Source organism: Buttiauxella gaviniae, assembly GCF_040786275.1.
In the GTDB taxonomy this organism is placed as follows: Bacteria; Pseudomonadota; Gammaproteobacteria; order Enterobacterales; family Enterobacteriaceae; genus Buttiauxella; species Buttiauxella gaviniae_A.
The window spans coordinates 2,718,569-2,732,722 of sequence record NZ_JBFMVT010000002.1 but is presented as its reverse complement, the minus strand read 5'-3'; the positions used below and the strand labels follow the sequence as shown (position 1 = coordinate 2,732,722).

Here is a 14,154-nt window from a genome sequence, read left to right as displayed (position 1 = left end):
CAGGGTATTAATCTATTGTATTTTCCGATGTATCACCTTTGATTTACCTGATAGTTCCCCTGGTGATTACCTTACGTAACGCTAAAAAAACCACTGCGGCACACAGCAGTGGTCAAAAGTTAAATGGCGCTTATTTATAATAAGATGGAGCCCATTGCGATATGACTGCGCTCACGGCAATAAGTGTATATCCACGAACAAGCAAAACAAGTGATTTAACTCACATCAACTCATTAGTCGGAATTCTCCCTGCCATTATTAACCATTATTCCATATTTTTTAATTTTTCATAGCATTAGGATTTATCCCGACCAAAATAAGTGAATCATCTTTTATTTAAAAAAACAAATCCATTACTAATATATCTAATTAGCCATTCTGAAATATGTCCTCCGCATTCAATAAATAAGATCTTTCCTTAATTTTTAAATTAAACTTCCGCCAGTGTTTTACCGCATTACCACTCAGGGAAGGAATATAAATGTCCTCATTAAGAAAAATAGAGAGAACACATTTGTTCACGGATAGCCGTTATATACGCCCGGTGGCCTGGATCCTTGCAGGATTGCAGGCATTCACTCCGGTTGCATTATCCGCAGCCTCGGTGGCCCGGGTTAACACCGCGCCGGAGTCCCTGCTAAGGGAAAGCGCTACTAGTTATGTTCTTAAACAAGGTGAAACTGTCTGGGATGTCGCGGCCCGCTACGGGCTGACGCCGGACGGTTTACGTCATCTCAATACAGGACGGACGCTGGATAAGCTGGGTGCAGGGGATACCGTTTTTGTTCCGGCAAGTGCGTCGACACGCGCACAGCCTGCACCCCGTGCGCAAGCCGCCGATCCGCGCGACAACCAGCTCGCCTCACACCTGGCCATAGCCGCCGGGTTAGCAAAAGCAGATAACAGCCAGGCCGCAAAATCCCTTGCCACAGGGCTCGCCACAGGAGCGATTTCCGGTGCCGCCGGTGAATGGCTCAGCCAGTTCGGCACGGCACGCGTCGGGCTCGCCGTTGACCAGGACATGAAGCTCAGCGGCTCCTCATTCGATATGCTGCTCCCGCTGTATGACAATAAGCAGGCGATGCTGTTTACCCAGTTTGGTATACGTAACAAGGACGAGCGTAACACTGTCAACCTCGGTGCCGGCGTACGTACCTTCCACACCAACTGGATGTTCGGGGGCAACGTCTTCCTCGATAACGACCTGACCGGTAATAACCGCCGTCTCGGGCTGGGTGCCGAAGCCTGGGGCGATTACCTGAAACTTTCCGGTAACTATTACCTGGGTCTAACCGACTGGCATCAGTCCCGCGACTTTGCAGACTACGATGAACGCCCGGCAAATGGCTATGACCTGCGGGCCGAAGCCTATCTGCCACAATACCCTCAACTGGGCGGGAAGCTGATGTACGAGCAGTACTTTGGCAACGAAGTGGCGCTCACCGGTAAAAACGATCGCCAGAAGAACCCGAAAGCGCTGACAACAGGGCTTAACTACACCCCCTTCCCGCTGCTGACAGTAGGTGCAGAGCACCGAATGGTGAGTGGCGGCAAAAGCGACAGTCAGGTGAACATGGCCCTGACGGTTCGTCCGTCAGACTCGCTGGCAAAACATTTCGACCCGGATGCGGTGGGTCTGTCCCGCACACTGGTAGGCTCCCGTACCGATCTGGTGGAGCGTAACAACCATATTGTTCTGGATTACCGCAAGCAGGAATCACTCAAGTTGGCCCTGCCTGCCCAGCTCTCAGGCCCGGCCACCTCTGTGCTGACGGTGCAGGCCAGCGTGCAATCAAGACACGGTCTGCAAAATATCGACTGGCAGGCACCCCAACTGGTCGCAGATGGCGGAACGCTGAAGGTGACTGGCGCGGATACGCTCGCCATTACGCTGCCCTCCAAAGCCGCCGCGCTGCCATATGTGCTCAGTGGCGTGGCCCGCGACAGCCGCGGCCATGTCTCTAACCGGGCCGTCACGCATATTACGGTGACAGAAGCGCCTGTAAGTACAACACTCAGTGAAAAAACTGTTACGCCAGCGGTGCTGCCCGCAGATGGTCGCTCCACTGCGGTTGTGAGGCTCGCATTGCGCAATGCGGCCAGTGAGCCAGTCACCGGACAGTCAGAACAGCTCCGCGTAGCGGTCGAGCAAAATAATCTTGCGATGAAATCTTACCGGGCAATGGCTGCAAAACTAAAAGATGCCCCACAGGCTTCTCCTTCCATTTCCGCTTATAAGGAAATCTCCCCGGGTGTCTATGAAGCGTTGCTGACCGCGGGTACACAGCCCGTTGAGCTGAGTGTCATTACTCACTTTAATGACACCATGTTGAAAACCGCGCTCGTGAGCCTGGTGACCCCTGACAGCGTCAGTCAAGGTACACCAGGAGCGGGTACCGTGACCGGTAACGGCGCGGTGGCGAACGGAACCGACACCATCACCGTGGTCTTCCCGGTGCAGGATGCGAACGGTAACCCGGTGCCGGGTCAGACGGTGGACATCACCATTACCTTCCCGGACGGTAGCACAGAAACCCAGACGGTGGTGACGGACAGCAACGGCAATGCAACCGTGGATGTTGACAGCACCCAGGCAGGCGGTGTGACAGTGGGCGCTTCCACTGGTGGCGCCAGCCAGACCGTGACGGTTGACTTCACGGCAGATGCGTCGACGGCCACCATTGCGGCAGGAAATCTGACGATAGTGACTGATAATGCGCTGGCAGACGGCACAGCCACCAACAGCGTGAAGGTGAAAGTCACGGATGCGCACGGCAACCCGCTGCAAAATCAGCAGGTGGCAGTATCGGCAGATAACGGTGCCGTGGTGGGTAACGTTTCGCTGACCGATGTGAACGGTGAAGTAACGGTGACGCTGACCAGTAAAACAGCAGGCAGCAGCACGGTCACCGCGGGCATCAATGGTGCCAGCCAGACGGTGGATGTTAACTTCAGGAAGGGAACTGGTACTCCAGGAGCGGGCACCGTGACAGGTGACGGCGCGGTGGCGAACGGAACCGACATCATCAACGTGGTCTTCCCGGTGCAGGATGCGAACGGTAACCCGGTACCGGGTCAGACGGTGGACATCACCATTACCTTCCCGGACGGCAGCACAGAAACCCAGACGGTGGTGACGGACGACGACGGCAATGCAACCATAGATGTTGACAGCACCCAGGCAGGCGGTGTGACAGTGGGCGCTTCCACTGGTGGTGGCAGCCAGACCGTGGATGTTAACTTCACGGCAGATGCGTCGACGGCCACCATTGCGGCAGGAAATCTGACGATAGTGACTGATAATGCGCTGGCAGACGGCACAGCCACCAACAGCGTGAAGGTGAAAGTCACGGATGCGCACGGCAACCCGCTGCAAAATCAGCAGGTGGCAGTATCGGCAGATAACGGTGCCGTGGTGGGTAACATTTCGCTGACTGATGCAAACGGTGAAGTAACCGTAACGCTGACCAGTAAAACAGCAGGCAGCAGCACGGTCAGCGCGGGCATCAATGGTGCCAGCCAGACGGTGGATGTTAACTTTACGGCAGATGCATCGACGGCCACCATTGCGGCAGGAAATCTGACGGTGGTGACTGACGGAGCCCTGGCAAACGGTGTGGCAACCAACAGCGTACGTGCCATTGTGACCGATTCTAGCGGTAACCGACTAACCAATGTAAGGGTAAACTTTACTGCGAATAACAGTGCAAATATTGCTGATTCCGGGCACACCGACATTAACGGTGAAGTGGTCGTGACGCTGAGCAGCACCAAAGCAGGAATCAGCACGGTCACTGCGAGCATCAACGGTGCCAGCCAGACGGTGGATGTTAACTTCACGGCAGGAACTGGTACACCAGGAGCGGGCACCGTGACCGGTGACGGTGCGGTGGCGAACGGAACCGACATCATCAACGTGGTCTTCCCGGTGCAGGATGCTAACGGTAACCCGGTACCGGGTCAGACGGTGGACATCACCATTACCTTCCCGGACGGCAGCACAGAAACCCAGACGGTGGTGACGGACGACGACGGCAATGCAACCATAGATGTTGACAGCACCCAGGCAGGCGGTGTGACAGTGGGCGCTTCCACTGGTGGTGCCAGCCAGACCGTGGATGTTAACTTCACGGCAGGAACTGGTACACCAGGAGCGGGCACCGTGACCGGTGACGGTGCGGTGGCGAACGGAACCGACACCATCAACGTGGTCTTCCCGGTGCAGGATGCGAACGGTAACCCGGTACCGGGTCAGACGGTGGACATCACCATTACCTTCCCGGACGGCAGCACAGAAACCCAGACGGTGGTGACGGACAGCAACGGCAATGCAACCGTGGATGTTGACAGCACCCAGGCAGGCGGTGTGACAGTGGGCGCTTCCACTGGTGGTGGCAGCCAGACGGTGGATATTAACTTCACTGCAGATGCGTCGACGGCCACGATTGCGGCAGGCAACCTGACAGTGGTGGATAATGGTGCTTATCCGAACGGCACGGCCACCAACAGCGTGAAGGTGAAAGTCACGGATGCGAACGGGAATGCACTGGAAAACGGGCAGATTACGCTGACAGCGGACAACGGCGCGACTGTAGGAACAGTGGGGCTAACGGATGCGAGTGGCGAAGTGACGGTATTGCTGACCAGTACAACAGAGGGAATAAGTACCGTAACGGCCGAAATTAACGGAACCAGCCGTACCCTTAATATTGAATTCGGGGGGGCGATTATTCTTGACGTCACCACGAATGAACGCCTGGCAAATGACTTTGGCAGAAATGAGATCAGAGCAACAGTTACTGACCTGAACGATGAACCCGTACAGGGTGTTTCGGTCACCTTTAACCTGCCGGCAGGGTTAAACGAAGTGGTGACGGGTGCAAAAACAACCGGTGCAGACGGAACGGTCAGTACGCAAATCCGCTCCACGGTGCCGGGAGTATCAGAAGTCGAAGCAGACTCAGGCCTTGCAATTCTCGCAACAACGGATACAGAATTTGACGTACCGATGCCAACACATTACTTGCCGGGTGAGACAGGAGGTTCATTACTTCCTGTATCAAGTGTGCCACCTATCCACACAATGGGCGCAACAATTCGATTTGTGGATTCCGATGGACAGACACTGCTGGCCAGCCAGTGGAACAATTGGGTGATGACCTCAGCAAATTCAACAGGATGGACAAGTACTACCGCTGGTGTATACCAACTTGTTTCTAGCAGAGGGCGCGGCAACTTTACTGTCTCCGTAACGCCATCGGCACAATTGCAGGCGTTGGGGGTAGCCCAAAAAAATATTAGCCATTATGTTGCGCGATTTGTTGGGACGGCGCCCGCTGCAGTAGGAGCTACGTTGTTAGAAACATGTGTGAACAACGGGTGGGATGGGCTATTAGCCCCGATTGCTACTGGATTTGATTCAGCACATGGGCCCTTACACAACTACTCAAATACGACTGGTTTTACAGTATTGCTGAGAAATATATATACAACATCAAAATATGTAAGGATGGTTAAGAGCGATGGTACAAGCAATGATTTTTTCTTTTTGAATGTTAACTCCCCCAACAGCAATACAGTTTTAAGTAACGACCAGTTTGAGAGACAAATGCTTACTTCAGAAGGGGTACGCCCTGATGCAATTTGTGTACTCAATGGCTAATTTTAAAAATAGCCATATAGATTTGCATTAGTTTTAAAAATCAGTGTTCGAAATACGCATTATTTAAAGGGGCGATCTCTGAACCAGGTCGTCCCTTTTATTTAAACCAGAAGTCTAAATAATGTTTTATCAATTATATGACATAGTTAAAATGTAAACGCGGCGGAAAACACATCAAGCACAATACTGAATTTAAATAAGATTTTTCCCGGCAATTATAAATAAAAAATCAGTGTCTAGAGAGAGCGGAGGTTTAGTTAATACAGATTGTGCCTTGTCCGTAAAATAAATGTAATCCAATGCAATTGGTTGTTAATTTAGGTTACCAAAGAGATAATGGATATATTCATTTAGTCAGGTGCTTTATGTGTGATATCCGTATTATCAGCGATAACGAATTATTTATACTGGCGATTAAAAGCTTATTGAAAGAGTGCGTTTATTTTCAGGCGAAAAAATGTGCGGCAACATTGATCATTAGTGATGGAACGACTTTATTATCCTCAGGCTATCAGTATAACCACCCAATATGTGGAATGATTGTATTTATAGACAGTCCGGGGCATGAAAATCTAATAAGGTATGTGAATTCGCCATTTAAAGTATACTGTATCAATAACAAATCAAGTATGGACTATGTCAAAGCCGTCCTGGTCGATGCCTGTTTTTCCATCTCGAAGATGAGGCATTGCCTCGCACATATAAACTCACCTCCGGATGAATGGCTTACACCTAAAGAGTTCTCAATTATATCCGACGTATTTAGAGGAATGTGCGATCAATATGTATCTGTTAAATATAATGTCACTTATAAAACAGCGCAAAATTACCGTAAGGGTGCACTTAACAAGTTAAGATTAAAATCAAATTATAATATTGACAATAAAATACATTTTTTCTTCGATTTTATTGAGGTGGTAACCACCTATCAACATTACCTTGAAAAAAAGGTTATTAAAGCAGAATGCCCTGCATCATTGAATTATCGACAGCAACCGGTCATCTTCTATAGTTGATTGTTCAGGCAGGCGGTAACAGAGGTTTTGTGCCATTTATTAATAGATCGTATAAAGCTCACTAGTGAGACACTAAAATTCACACCCATTTTTTTAAGCGCCGCAGCTCTATAATTTAGTACGGATTTAGGAGACACATTGATTATATTGGCAATGTTATCAACTCCGCCCGCAGTACAACTCAGCATTAATACATCCAGCTCTCTTTCAGTCAGCCAAACTTGATTAGCTGTAAATGATGAAATAAAGGTTGCATGGCCCCTTCTCTGGATTGTACAGAAGATATTTTTAAGCGCAGCTTCAGTGGCTTCTACAGAATCTTCCAAAGTAAGCATGGCAAAGCGCTGTTGAAAACTAAAATGATTTATAATTGATAAATGCTGAAGATTTTTCACAAATAACACAATAGTCGTTGACTTGAGAACTTCACTATTAAGTTGATTCAAATATTCCATTGAGTCAGTAATAATCACATTATCTGAAAAATATGAAGGGAAATTTACAGATAGCTTATGTAATATATTTTTGATTCCAGAAAGAAAAAACACATTATCAGAGTAAATAGTAACCTTGTCCATGTTTATAGCCATCCTTGATAAACAACAATGAATTTAAAATATTCAGAATTGATTGAGCTGTTCATACATTTCCGTATGTCACTCACTCTCTGGAGGCATAAACTAGCGGGGAGATTCTCCCTTTAAAACAATTTTGCTCTTAGTTAATACTTGAACCTGGCAAATGTTAAACATCAAGGCCACATAAGAAGAAGATTAACTTTAACCATTTGTTTTATATGAACTTATCTCAGGGCGCATTGTGAACCAATACTCCATAATATTAACACTTGCGAAACAATGACTTATTAAAAACCGGAGCAATAAAGGTAAGGGATATGTGACTTAGTAATGAGTAGCGTACCGTCATTAAGTGTTTCAAGGTCAATATTAGTCACTGTTGCAGGCTCTATATAGAATGTTGGTAGCAAATGGAATGTGATCTCATCGGGTATATTATCAAGATGCGTGGTGATCACTTCTTTACTTTTCCATGTAGGGTTGCTGTTTTCCTTACCTGCATAGAATAATACTGTACGTTGTATAGTATAATGTTGCCCATCACTGCTATCAGAAACACCATCAATTCTGAGACTTCCCTTCCCACGCACTACATTGATATCAATAATCCCTGTAAATTTCAGCGCATCTCGTTCAATTTTTAGTTTCGATTTACAGGTGAAGTTATCCATAAAATTCACCTCTCGCTCTTTAACATTATATTTGTAAACACCAACAGTAATAATGCAAATGATTACCACTAAAATAGTAAGTAAAACTCTGTAATTAATAGATGTAAAAATCTTCATTTTCATCTCACGGTAAATAAAGAGAGATGCATTTTGTTTTCCGGCTCTCACCAGGGATATTATCGCAAATAAGAACAGATTTACTTTTCATTTCACTATATGCGGTAACAAATAAAAACTTATTATCTTTACATAAAGTATTATGCTGCAATAACATCTCAATCTCTTTTTTCTCAAAACCATTGTCACGATTGATAAAATATTTGCATGACTTCTCATCCAATTTCACTTGGGTATATAGCTCACGAAAATCGGTGGTTTTATTTTTATAAACCAAGGCCAAACAGATACTGAGTATAGTTAATACTATACAAACGAACATTAGCATCATAGAGAGACGCTTCTTTTTCTGGGGTTGGCTGAGCGGAGTAGTAACTTTCTTATCGAGTTCATCCTGAATAAGAATCGATATATCTTCAGCGATCATCAAACCTTTTCGAGGAACAGTAGTAATAATGTTTTTAGTACAACCTAACTGCATAAAATTTTTACGTAGATTTAAAATGCATTGATACAGTGCATTATGTGTAACCGTATTGGACTTTTCTTCCCATGCATACTGGAGTAATTGTTTTTGCGTAACAATTGTGGCGTGTTTTTCTATCAGAAGCAAAAGACACTTTGCTGAAGTGTTGTGTATCTTAACGAGTTCGTTTGTCTCGTTATTAAGGATAGTCAGACTTGAAGGATTAAAAATATAAATACCATCAAGGATATATCTATTTTCTGTACCAGAACACATAACACCGCTCTTAGAATACTAATCCTCCCTATTATATTATGAATCTAATTTCATAAAAATGGATTTTTTTACTGCACTTGTTATATACACAGATATATTGTAGATAAAAACAAAATCAATCGTTTGTTTAATGTACAGCTTGTGACAGCCTTGTTCCTTTTTGTGGTCAAAATAGTATGTTTTCTTTCAGACATTAAAAAGCCTGAAAATACGGCATGTGATATTTTCAGGCTTGATAAAATTATCTATTAGAGCACTTGTAAAGTATGAGCTTTCTTTAGCAATTATTATTTCACGATTTTGGTTGATTGGTAATAAGCCGCGACATCGTTTCCAGCGAATCCGTACGCAAAATATAGAGCCGTTTAAGCAAATACGGATTATCTCCCGGCTTCACCTTCCCGCGCACCGTCGTGACCGCCATATGGAACCCTGCATCGTTCGCCGCTTTCAACGCGTTATCGTTATATCCGCCAAACGGATAAGAAAGATATAAAACGTGTGGATTGAACTGCGACAACGCCCTTCTTGAGTGCTCAAAATCGAGCAGGATATTGCGGTAGCTGCGGCTTAAAAGTATCGGCTGGCGGTTAGCGCCTACCCGATGCAAAAAGTGCGTGTGTGACTGAATATCAAACACATCCTGGCTTGCCTGTAATTCTGAAATACTCATAAATTGCAGAGACTTCGGGTTCCAGGTTTGCGGGTGGGCTTTTATGCGCGATGAAATAATAAAAGAGGTGGCTTTAAAACCATATTCTTTAAGAATCGGGTAGGCATAGCGATAAACCGATTTCAGGCCGTCATCAAAGGTGATCACCACCGAACGCGCGGGCAGGTTCATGCGATTACGCACATAGCCTTCGAGCTGGTACATGGTTAGCGTGGTGTAGCCCATATCACGCAGCCAGGTCATTTGGTTGCTGAATGCCACAACCGATGTCGTGGTTGAGGTATGACGGAAACGGGTGTTCTCTTCATCACGCAAAATGTGGTGATAGGTTAGCACCGGAATGCCATTATCCTGCTGTGCATCCAGGCTGCTGACATACCCAAGGCGATTGCCAATACGGATTTGATACCAGGTTTGGTTTAAGCGGTCTTTCAGGCTGGCAAGAATAGGATAACGAATATTGTCGGCCAGCGTACCAAACGGCGCGCTGCCGTTATCGGGTGCGTTATACACGGCAACATCCCGGAAGGTCACCAGGTTTTGGTTACTCAGCGGCTTGTTCAGATCCCCCAGACGGTCTTCCACGCGCTGCTTACCTGCTACCGGTTCAAGATGGGCTTTATCAATAAAACCTGTGCCGAAGCCAAAGTTAAACTCGTAATAGTCAGCCGCAGTAGGCACCACCGCCAGAATTTGCCCTTCCTGAATGGTGCCGACTGAGATGACTTTATCCCCCACCTGTGCCCAAATATCGGCATCTTCTGTGGTTTGCATATACTGCGCGGGAGTGTGATGGCTGCTGAGCAGGCTGGCATTGGCGCTGATGCCAACGAGCAACATTAATGCGGCAAAGATAAGGCGATTTAGCATAAAGAGTTTGATAGTTCTCAGTATCTCAGTGATGAGAAGAAGGGCTCATTCTAGCAAAAGCCCACCCAATACCAATCTTTCAAATTAATATTGGTGGAGTAGCACAAACGGGGGATTTTTTTGCTGTTGATGCCAAAGGCTGGTGAGTTCATCGCCGCCCTGCTCAACAATCAGATTGCGGAACGCTTCACTGGTTAGCGTTTCGCGGTGCGCACGCATCGCAAACAACACCGGCAGCGTGACGCCAGAAATGACTTCACAATGGGAATGCTGGTGGCTCATCAACGCCGCGGTACGATAAGGCGCCGCCCCGTTGGTATCCGTCAGAAAAATGACCCCGTCGCCGGAATCACAACTGTAGAGCGCATCACACATCATTCGGCTCAGCATGTTGGTGCTCAGCCCTTTCCAGAAATTTACCGCACGGCACTGCGGTTGCGGCCCAAAACGGCGCTCAATTGCATCCAGCATATCCTGAGCGTAGTAGTCATGACCGGCAATAACCCAACCTAACATGGCGTTCTCCTTTTCGCAGACGGCAAGTGTGCCAGAGGAGAAAGTTGGCGGCGTGATGCTAATCAAAACTGGGCAAGAAAACTGCGGTTTGACCTCCCCTTTCGGGGAGGTACGTCACATTAACTCCGCAGGCCGCGCCCACGTTGAATCAGATACCAGCACAGAATGTAGAAGGCTGCGATAAAGCCCACCAGCACGCAGACGGTGAACAGTAGCGGCACATCGTTAATCCCCAGGAAGCCATAGCGGAAACCACTAATCATATATACCACCGGGTTGAGGTGGGACAGCGCCTGCCAGAACGGCGGGAGTAGCGTCAGGGAGTAGAACACACCACCCAGATAGGTCAGCGGCGTCAGCACGAAAGTAGGAATCAGGCTGATGTCGTCAAAGGTTTTGGCAAACACCGCATTCAGTAGCCCCGCGAGCGAAAACAGAATTGCCGTCAGCAAGAGCGTTAACGCCACAAACAGCCAGGAGTGAACGTGGAAGGGAACAAAGAACAGGGAAACCGCCGTCACTAACACCCCAACGCACAGGCCACGCGCCACGCCACCGCCAACATAACCCGCGATGATAATGTGCGTCGGAACCGGCGCGACCAGCAGCTCTTCAATGTTGCGCTGGAATTTCGCACTAAAGAATGAAGAGGCGACGTTGGCATAAGAGTTGGTGATCACCGCCATCATGATCAGCCCCGGCACGATAAATTGCATGTAGGTAAATCCATGCATTGAGCCGATTTGCGAGCCAATCAGGTTGCCAAAAATAATAAAATAGAGGGTCATGGTGATGACCGGCGGAACCAGGGTTTGAATCCAGATACGCGTGAAACGGTGAATTTCTTTGGTCCAGATACTTTTTAACGCCACCCAGTAGAGATGCATCATGCCTGGTCTCCTTTTGGACCGTTAACCAGCGTGACAAACAACTCCTCAAGGCGGTTAGCTTTGTTACGCATACTGATTACCTGAACACCTTGTGAACTTAACTGACTGAATACGCTATTGATTCCCTGCTCGCGTAGCACTTCCACTTCAAGCGTTGAAGTGTCTACCAGGCGATACTGGTAGCCATCGAGCTTTGGCAGCGGACTTTTTGGCGCTAAATCGAGGATAAAAGTTTCAGACTTCAGCTTAGAAAGTAATGATTTCATTGAAGTATTTTCGACTAACTCGCCGTTCTGAATAATCCCGATATTGCGGCACAGCATTTCGGCTTCTTCCAGGTAGTGAGTGGTCAAAATAATAGTGGTGCCTTTGTCGTTCAGATCTTTTAGGAAGCCCCACATCGAACGGCGCAGTTCGATGTCGACGCCTGCGGTCGGTTCATCAAGGATCAGCAGTTTCGGCTCATGCATCAAAGCGCGGGCGATCATCAAACGACGTTTCATGCCACCGGAGAGCATGCGTGCACGTTCGTTGCGTTTTTCCCACAAATCGAGCTGTTTTAAATACTTTTCGCTACGAGCGATGGCTTCGCCACGTTCCACACCGTAATAGCCCGCCTGATGAACAACAATTTGTTGTACCGTTTCAAACGGATTGAAATTAAATTCCTGCGGCACCAGGCCAAGCTGGCGTTTGGCATTCACAATATCTTTTTGCAGGTCATAGCCAAACACACGCACGCGACCCGACGTTTTATTTACCAGCGAACTGATAATACCGATTGTGGTGGATTTGCCCGCGCCGTTAGGCCCTAAGAGGGCGTAAAAATCCCCTGCCTCAACACGAAGATCTATGCCGCGCAGCGCCTGAACACCGCCGGGATAGGTTTTCGTTAACTGTTCCAGTTCTAATGCAATGGTCATTATTTGCAGTTACCTTGTCCGGTACAAAAAGTTAAACCTGAGTAATTCGAATGACAGCCAATACCTCAACATCTTGAAGTATGACGGGGATAGCAGTTTTAAAATTTATCCAGTTCCCCTATATTACCTCAACGCACTTCTTCTGTTACAGGTTGTTAACCTCCATGAAAGACATTGATACCCTCATCAGCAATAACCAGGTCTGGTCAAAACTGATGGAGGACGAAGACCCGGGCTTTTTTGAACGTTTGTCTCAAGCCCAAAAACCTCGCTTCTTGTGGATTGGCTGTTCTGATAGTCGTGTACCCGCTGAACGATTGACCGGCCTTGAGCCTGGCGAGTTGTTTGTTCACCGTAATGTGGCAAACCTGGTCATTCATACGGATTTGAATTGCCTTTCTGTCGTGCAGTACGCGGTAGATGTTCTTGAAGTCGAACACATTATTATCTGCGGCCACTACGGATGCGGTGGTGTACAAGCGGCGGTTGAGAATCCTGATTTAGGGCTTATCAACAACTGGCTGCTGCACATCCGCGATATCTGGTTCAAGCATAGTTCCCTGTTGGGAGAACTCCCGCCGGAACAACGCCTTGATACGCTTTGCGAGCTGAATGTGATGGAGCAGGTTTATAACCTCGGCCACTCCACCATCATGCAATCAGCGTGGAAACGCGGCCAGAAAGTCACCATTCACGGCTGGGCTTATGGTATTCACGATGGCCGCCTGCGTGACCTGGAAGTGACCGCCACCACCCGCGAATCACTCGAGCAGCGTTATCGCAGCGGGATTTCGAACCTTCAGAACTCCCATCGCAGCCACAAGAATAGAACACCTTCCCAGTAAGACAGATAGCAAAAAGGGCCTTAATGGCCCTTTTTCATTGGTCGCGTAAGCTTACGGCACCCGACAAATTACTCGTCCAACAGCACTACTTTGCCGACGTAAGGCAGATGGCGATAACGCTGAGCGTAATCAATACCATAACCCACCACAAACTCGTCAGGAATGGCGAAACCTACCCACTCAACGTTTACGTCCACTTCACGGCGTTCAGGTTTATCAAGCAGCGTACAGATAGCCAGCGACTTAGGCTCGCGCAGGCTAAGAATTTCACGCACTTTGCTCAGGGTATTACCGGAATCGATAATATCTTCGACGATCAGCACGTCTTTGCCGCGAATATCTTCATCGAGGTCTTTGAGGATTTTCACATCGCGGGTGGTGGACATGCCGCTGCCGTAGCTGGAAGCGGTCATAAAATCGACTTCGTGAGGCACTTGCACTTCACGGCACAGATCCGCCATGAACATAAATGAGCCACGCAGCAGGCCAACCAGCACCATATCACTACCGCTATCACGATAATGTTCAGTGATCTCACGACCCAACTCAGCGATACGGGCTTTGATCTCCGCTTCGGGGATCATCACTTCAACAGTATGTTTCATAGTTATAACCATATGATTTAAAAATAAATCATTTAATGTTGGTTAA

General features: G+C 47.8%; 11 protein-coding genes. 3 read left to right on the top strand and 8 right to left on the bottom strand.

The window, feature by feature from the left end:
* Window positions 1-481: 481 nt before the first annotated feature.
* Both AB1E22_RS13285 and AB1E22_RS13280 read left to right on the top strand, forming a co-directional pair.
* A complete protein-coding gene (locus AB1E22_RS13285) occupies window positions 482-5,662 on the top strand; it encodes an Ig-like domain-containing protein (RefSeq protein ID WP_367595726.1) in 5,181 nt (1,726 codons plus the stop codon).
* 299 nt (window positions 5,663-5,961) lie between these two features.
* Window positions 5,962-6,678, top strand: coding sequence for a hypothetical protein (locus tag AB1E22_RS13280; protein WP_367595725.1), 717 nt, complete (start codon window positions 5,962-5,964; stop codon window positions 6,676-6,678).
* On the opposite strand, the gene AB1E22_RS13275 is transcribed toward AB1E22_RS13280, so the two are convergent.
* The 7 genes from AB1E22_RS13275 to AB1E22_RS13245 form a co-directional block, all read right to left on the bottom strand.
* A complete protein-coding gene (locus tag AB1E22_RS13275; RefSeq protein WP_367595724.1) occupies window positions 6,669-7,256 on the bottom strand; it encodes a helix-turn-helix transcriptional regulator in 588 nt (195 codons plus the stop codon). The two genes, AB1E22_RS13280 and AB1E22_RS13275, sit on opposite strands and share 10 nt — an antisense overlap.
* Window positions 7,257-7,543: 287 nt before the next feature.
* Window positions 7,544-8,044: a hypothetical protein gene (locus tag AB1E22_RS13270; protein ID WP_367595723.1), complete on the bottom strand. Its 501-nt coding sequence runs from the start codon at window positions 8,042-8,044 to the stop codon at window positions 7,544-7,546.
* A 7-nt stretch (window positions 8,045-8,051) separates the two neighbouring features.
* Window positions 8,052-8,786 carry a winged helix-turn-helix domain-containing protein gene (locus AB1E22_RS13265; protein WP_367595722.1) on the bottom strand — a complete coding sequence of 245 codons (735 nt, stop codon included), beginning with the start codon at window positions 8,784-8,786 and terminating at the stop codon, window positions 8,052-8,054.
* A gap of 292 nt (window positions 8,787-9,078) precedes the next feature.
* Window positions 9,079-10,329 carry a polysaccharide deacetylase family protein gene (locus AB1E22_RS13260; RefSeq protein WP_367595721.1) on the bottom strand — a complete coding sequence of 417 codons (1,251 nt, stop codon included), beginning with the start codon at window positions 10,327-10,329 and terminating at the stop codon, window positions 9,079-9,081.
* Window positions 10,330-10,413: 84 nt separating this feature from the next.
* Window positions 10,414-10,845, bottom strand: a complete 432-nt coding sequence (locus tag AB1E22_RS13255) for a PTS sugar transporter subunit IIA (RefSeq protein ID WP_367595720.1) — start codon at window positions 10,843-10,845, stop codon at window positions 10,414-10,416.
* Between the two features lie 119 nt (window positions 10,846-10,964).
* The gene (locus AB1E22_RS13250; RefSeq protein ID WP_367595719.1) at window positions 10,965-11,735 is read right to left on the bottom strand and encodes an ABC transporter permease; all 771 of its coding nucleotides are present in this window, start codon (window positions 11,733-11,735) and stop codon (window positions 10,965-10,967) included.
* Entirely contained in the window at window positions 11,732-12,658 is a 927-nt protein-coding gene (locus tag AB1E22_RS13245) for an ABC transporter ATP-binding protein (RefSeq protein WP_367595718.1), read from the bottom strand. Before AB1E22_RS13245 ends, AB1E22_RS13250 begins: the two co-directional genes overlap by 4 nt.
* Window positions 12,659-12,822: 164 nt before the next feature.
* Between AB1E22_RS13245 and can the strand changes: the two genes are divergently transcribed.
* Window positions 12,823-13,503 carry a carbonate dehydratase gene (gene can, locus AB1E22_RS13240; RefSeq protein WP_367595717.1) on the top strand — a complete coding sequence of 227 codons (681 nt, stop codon included), beginning with the start codon at window positions 12,823-12,825 and terminating at the stop codon, window positions 13,501-13,503.
* 68 nt (window positions 13,504-13,571) lie between these two features.
* Here can and hpt read toward each other — a convergent pair whose 3' ends face one another.
* On the bottom strand, window positions 13,572-14,108 hold the full coding sequence (gene hpt, locus AB1E22_RS13235) for a hypoxanthine phosphoribosyltransferase (RefSeq protein WP_034460899.1): 537 nt from the start codon (window positions 14,106-14,108) through the stop codon (window positions 13,572-13,574).
* Window positions 14,109-14,154: the final 46 nt, after the last annotated feature.

Excerpts from the sequence above, each read along its gene's own strand:
- AB1E22_RS13285 (WP_367595726.1), top strand. The coding sequence starts at position 482 with ATGTCCTCATTAAGAAAAATAGAGAGAACACATTTGTTCACGGATAGC.
- AB1E22_RS13280 (WP_367595725.1), top strand. The coding sequence starts at position 5,962 with ATGCAATTGGTTGTTAATTTAGGTTACCAAAGAGATAATGGATATATT.
- AB1E22_RS13275 (WP_367595724.1), bottom strand. The coding sequence starts at position 7,256 with ATGGACAAGGTTACTATTTACTCTGATAATGTGTTTTTTCTTTCTGGA.
- AB1E22_RS13270 (WP_367595723.1), bottom strand. The coding sequence starts at position 8,044 with ATGAAGATTTTTACATCTATTAATTACAGAGTTTTACTTACTATTTTA.
- AB1E22_RS13265 (WP_367595722.1), bottom strand. The coding sequence starts at position 8,786 with ATGTGTTCTGGTACAGAAAATAGATATATCCTTGATGGTATTTATATT.
- AB1E22_RS13260 (WP_367595721.1), bottom strand. The coding sequence starts at position 10,329 with ATGCTAAATCGCCTTATCTTTGCCGCATTAATGTTGCTCGTTGGCATC.
- AB1E22_RS13255 (WP_367595720.1), bottom strand. The coding sequence starts at position 10,845 with ATGTTAGGTTGGGTTATTGCCGGTCATGACTACTACGCTCAGGATATG.
- AB1E22_RS13250 (WP_367595719.1), bottom strand. The coding sequence starts at position 11,735 with ATGATGCATCTCTACTGGGTGGCGTTAAAAAGTATCTGGACCAAAGAA.
- AB1E22_RS13245 (WP_367595718.1), bottom strand. The coding sequence starts at position 12,658 with ATGACCATTGCATTAGAACTGGAACAGTTAACGAAAACCTATCCCGGC.
- can (WP_367595717.1), top strand. The coding sequence starts at position 12,823 with ATGAAAGACATTGATACCCTCATCAGCAATAACCAGGTCTGGTCAAAA.
- hpt (WP_034460899.1), bottom strand. The coding sequence starts at position 14,108 with ATGAAACATACTGTTGAAGTGATGATCCCCGAAGCGGAGATCAAAGCC.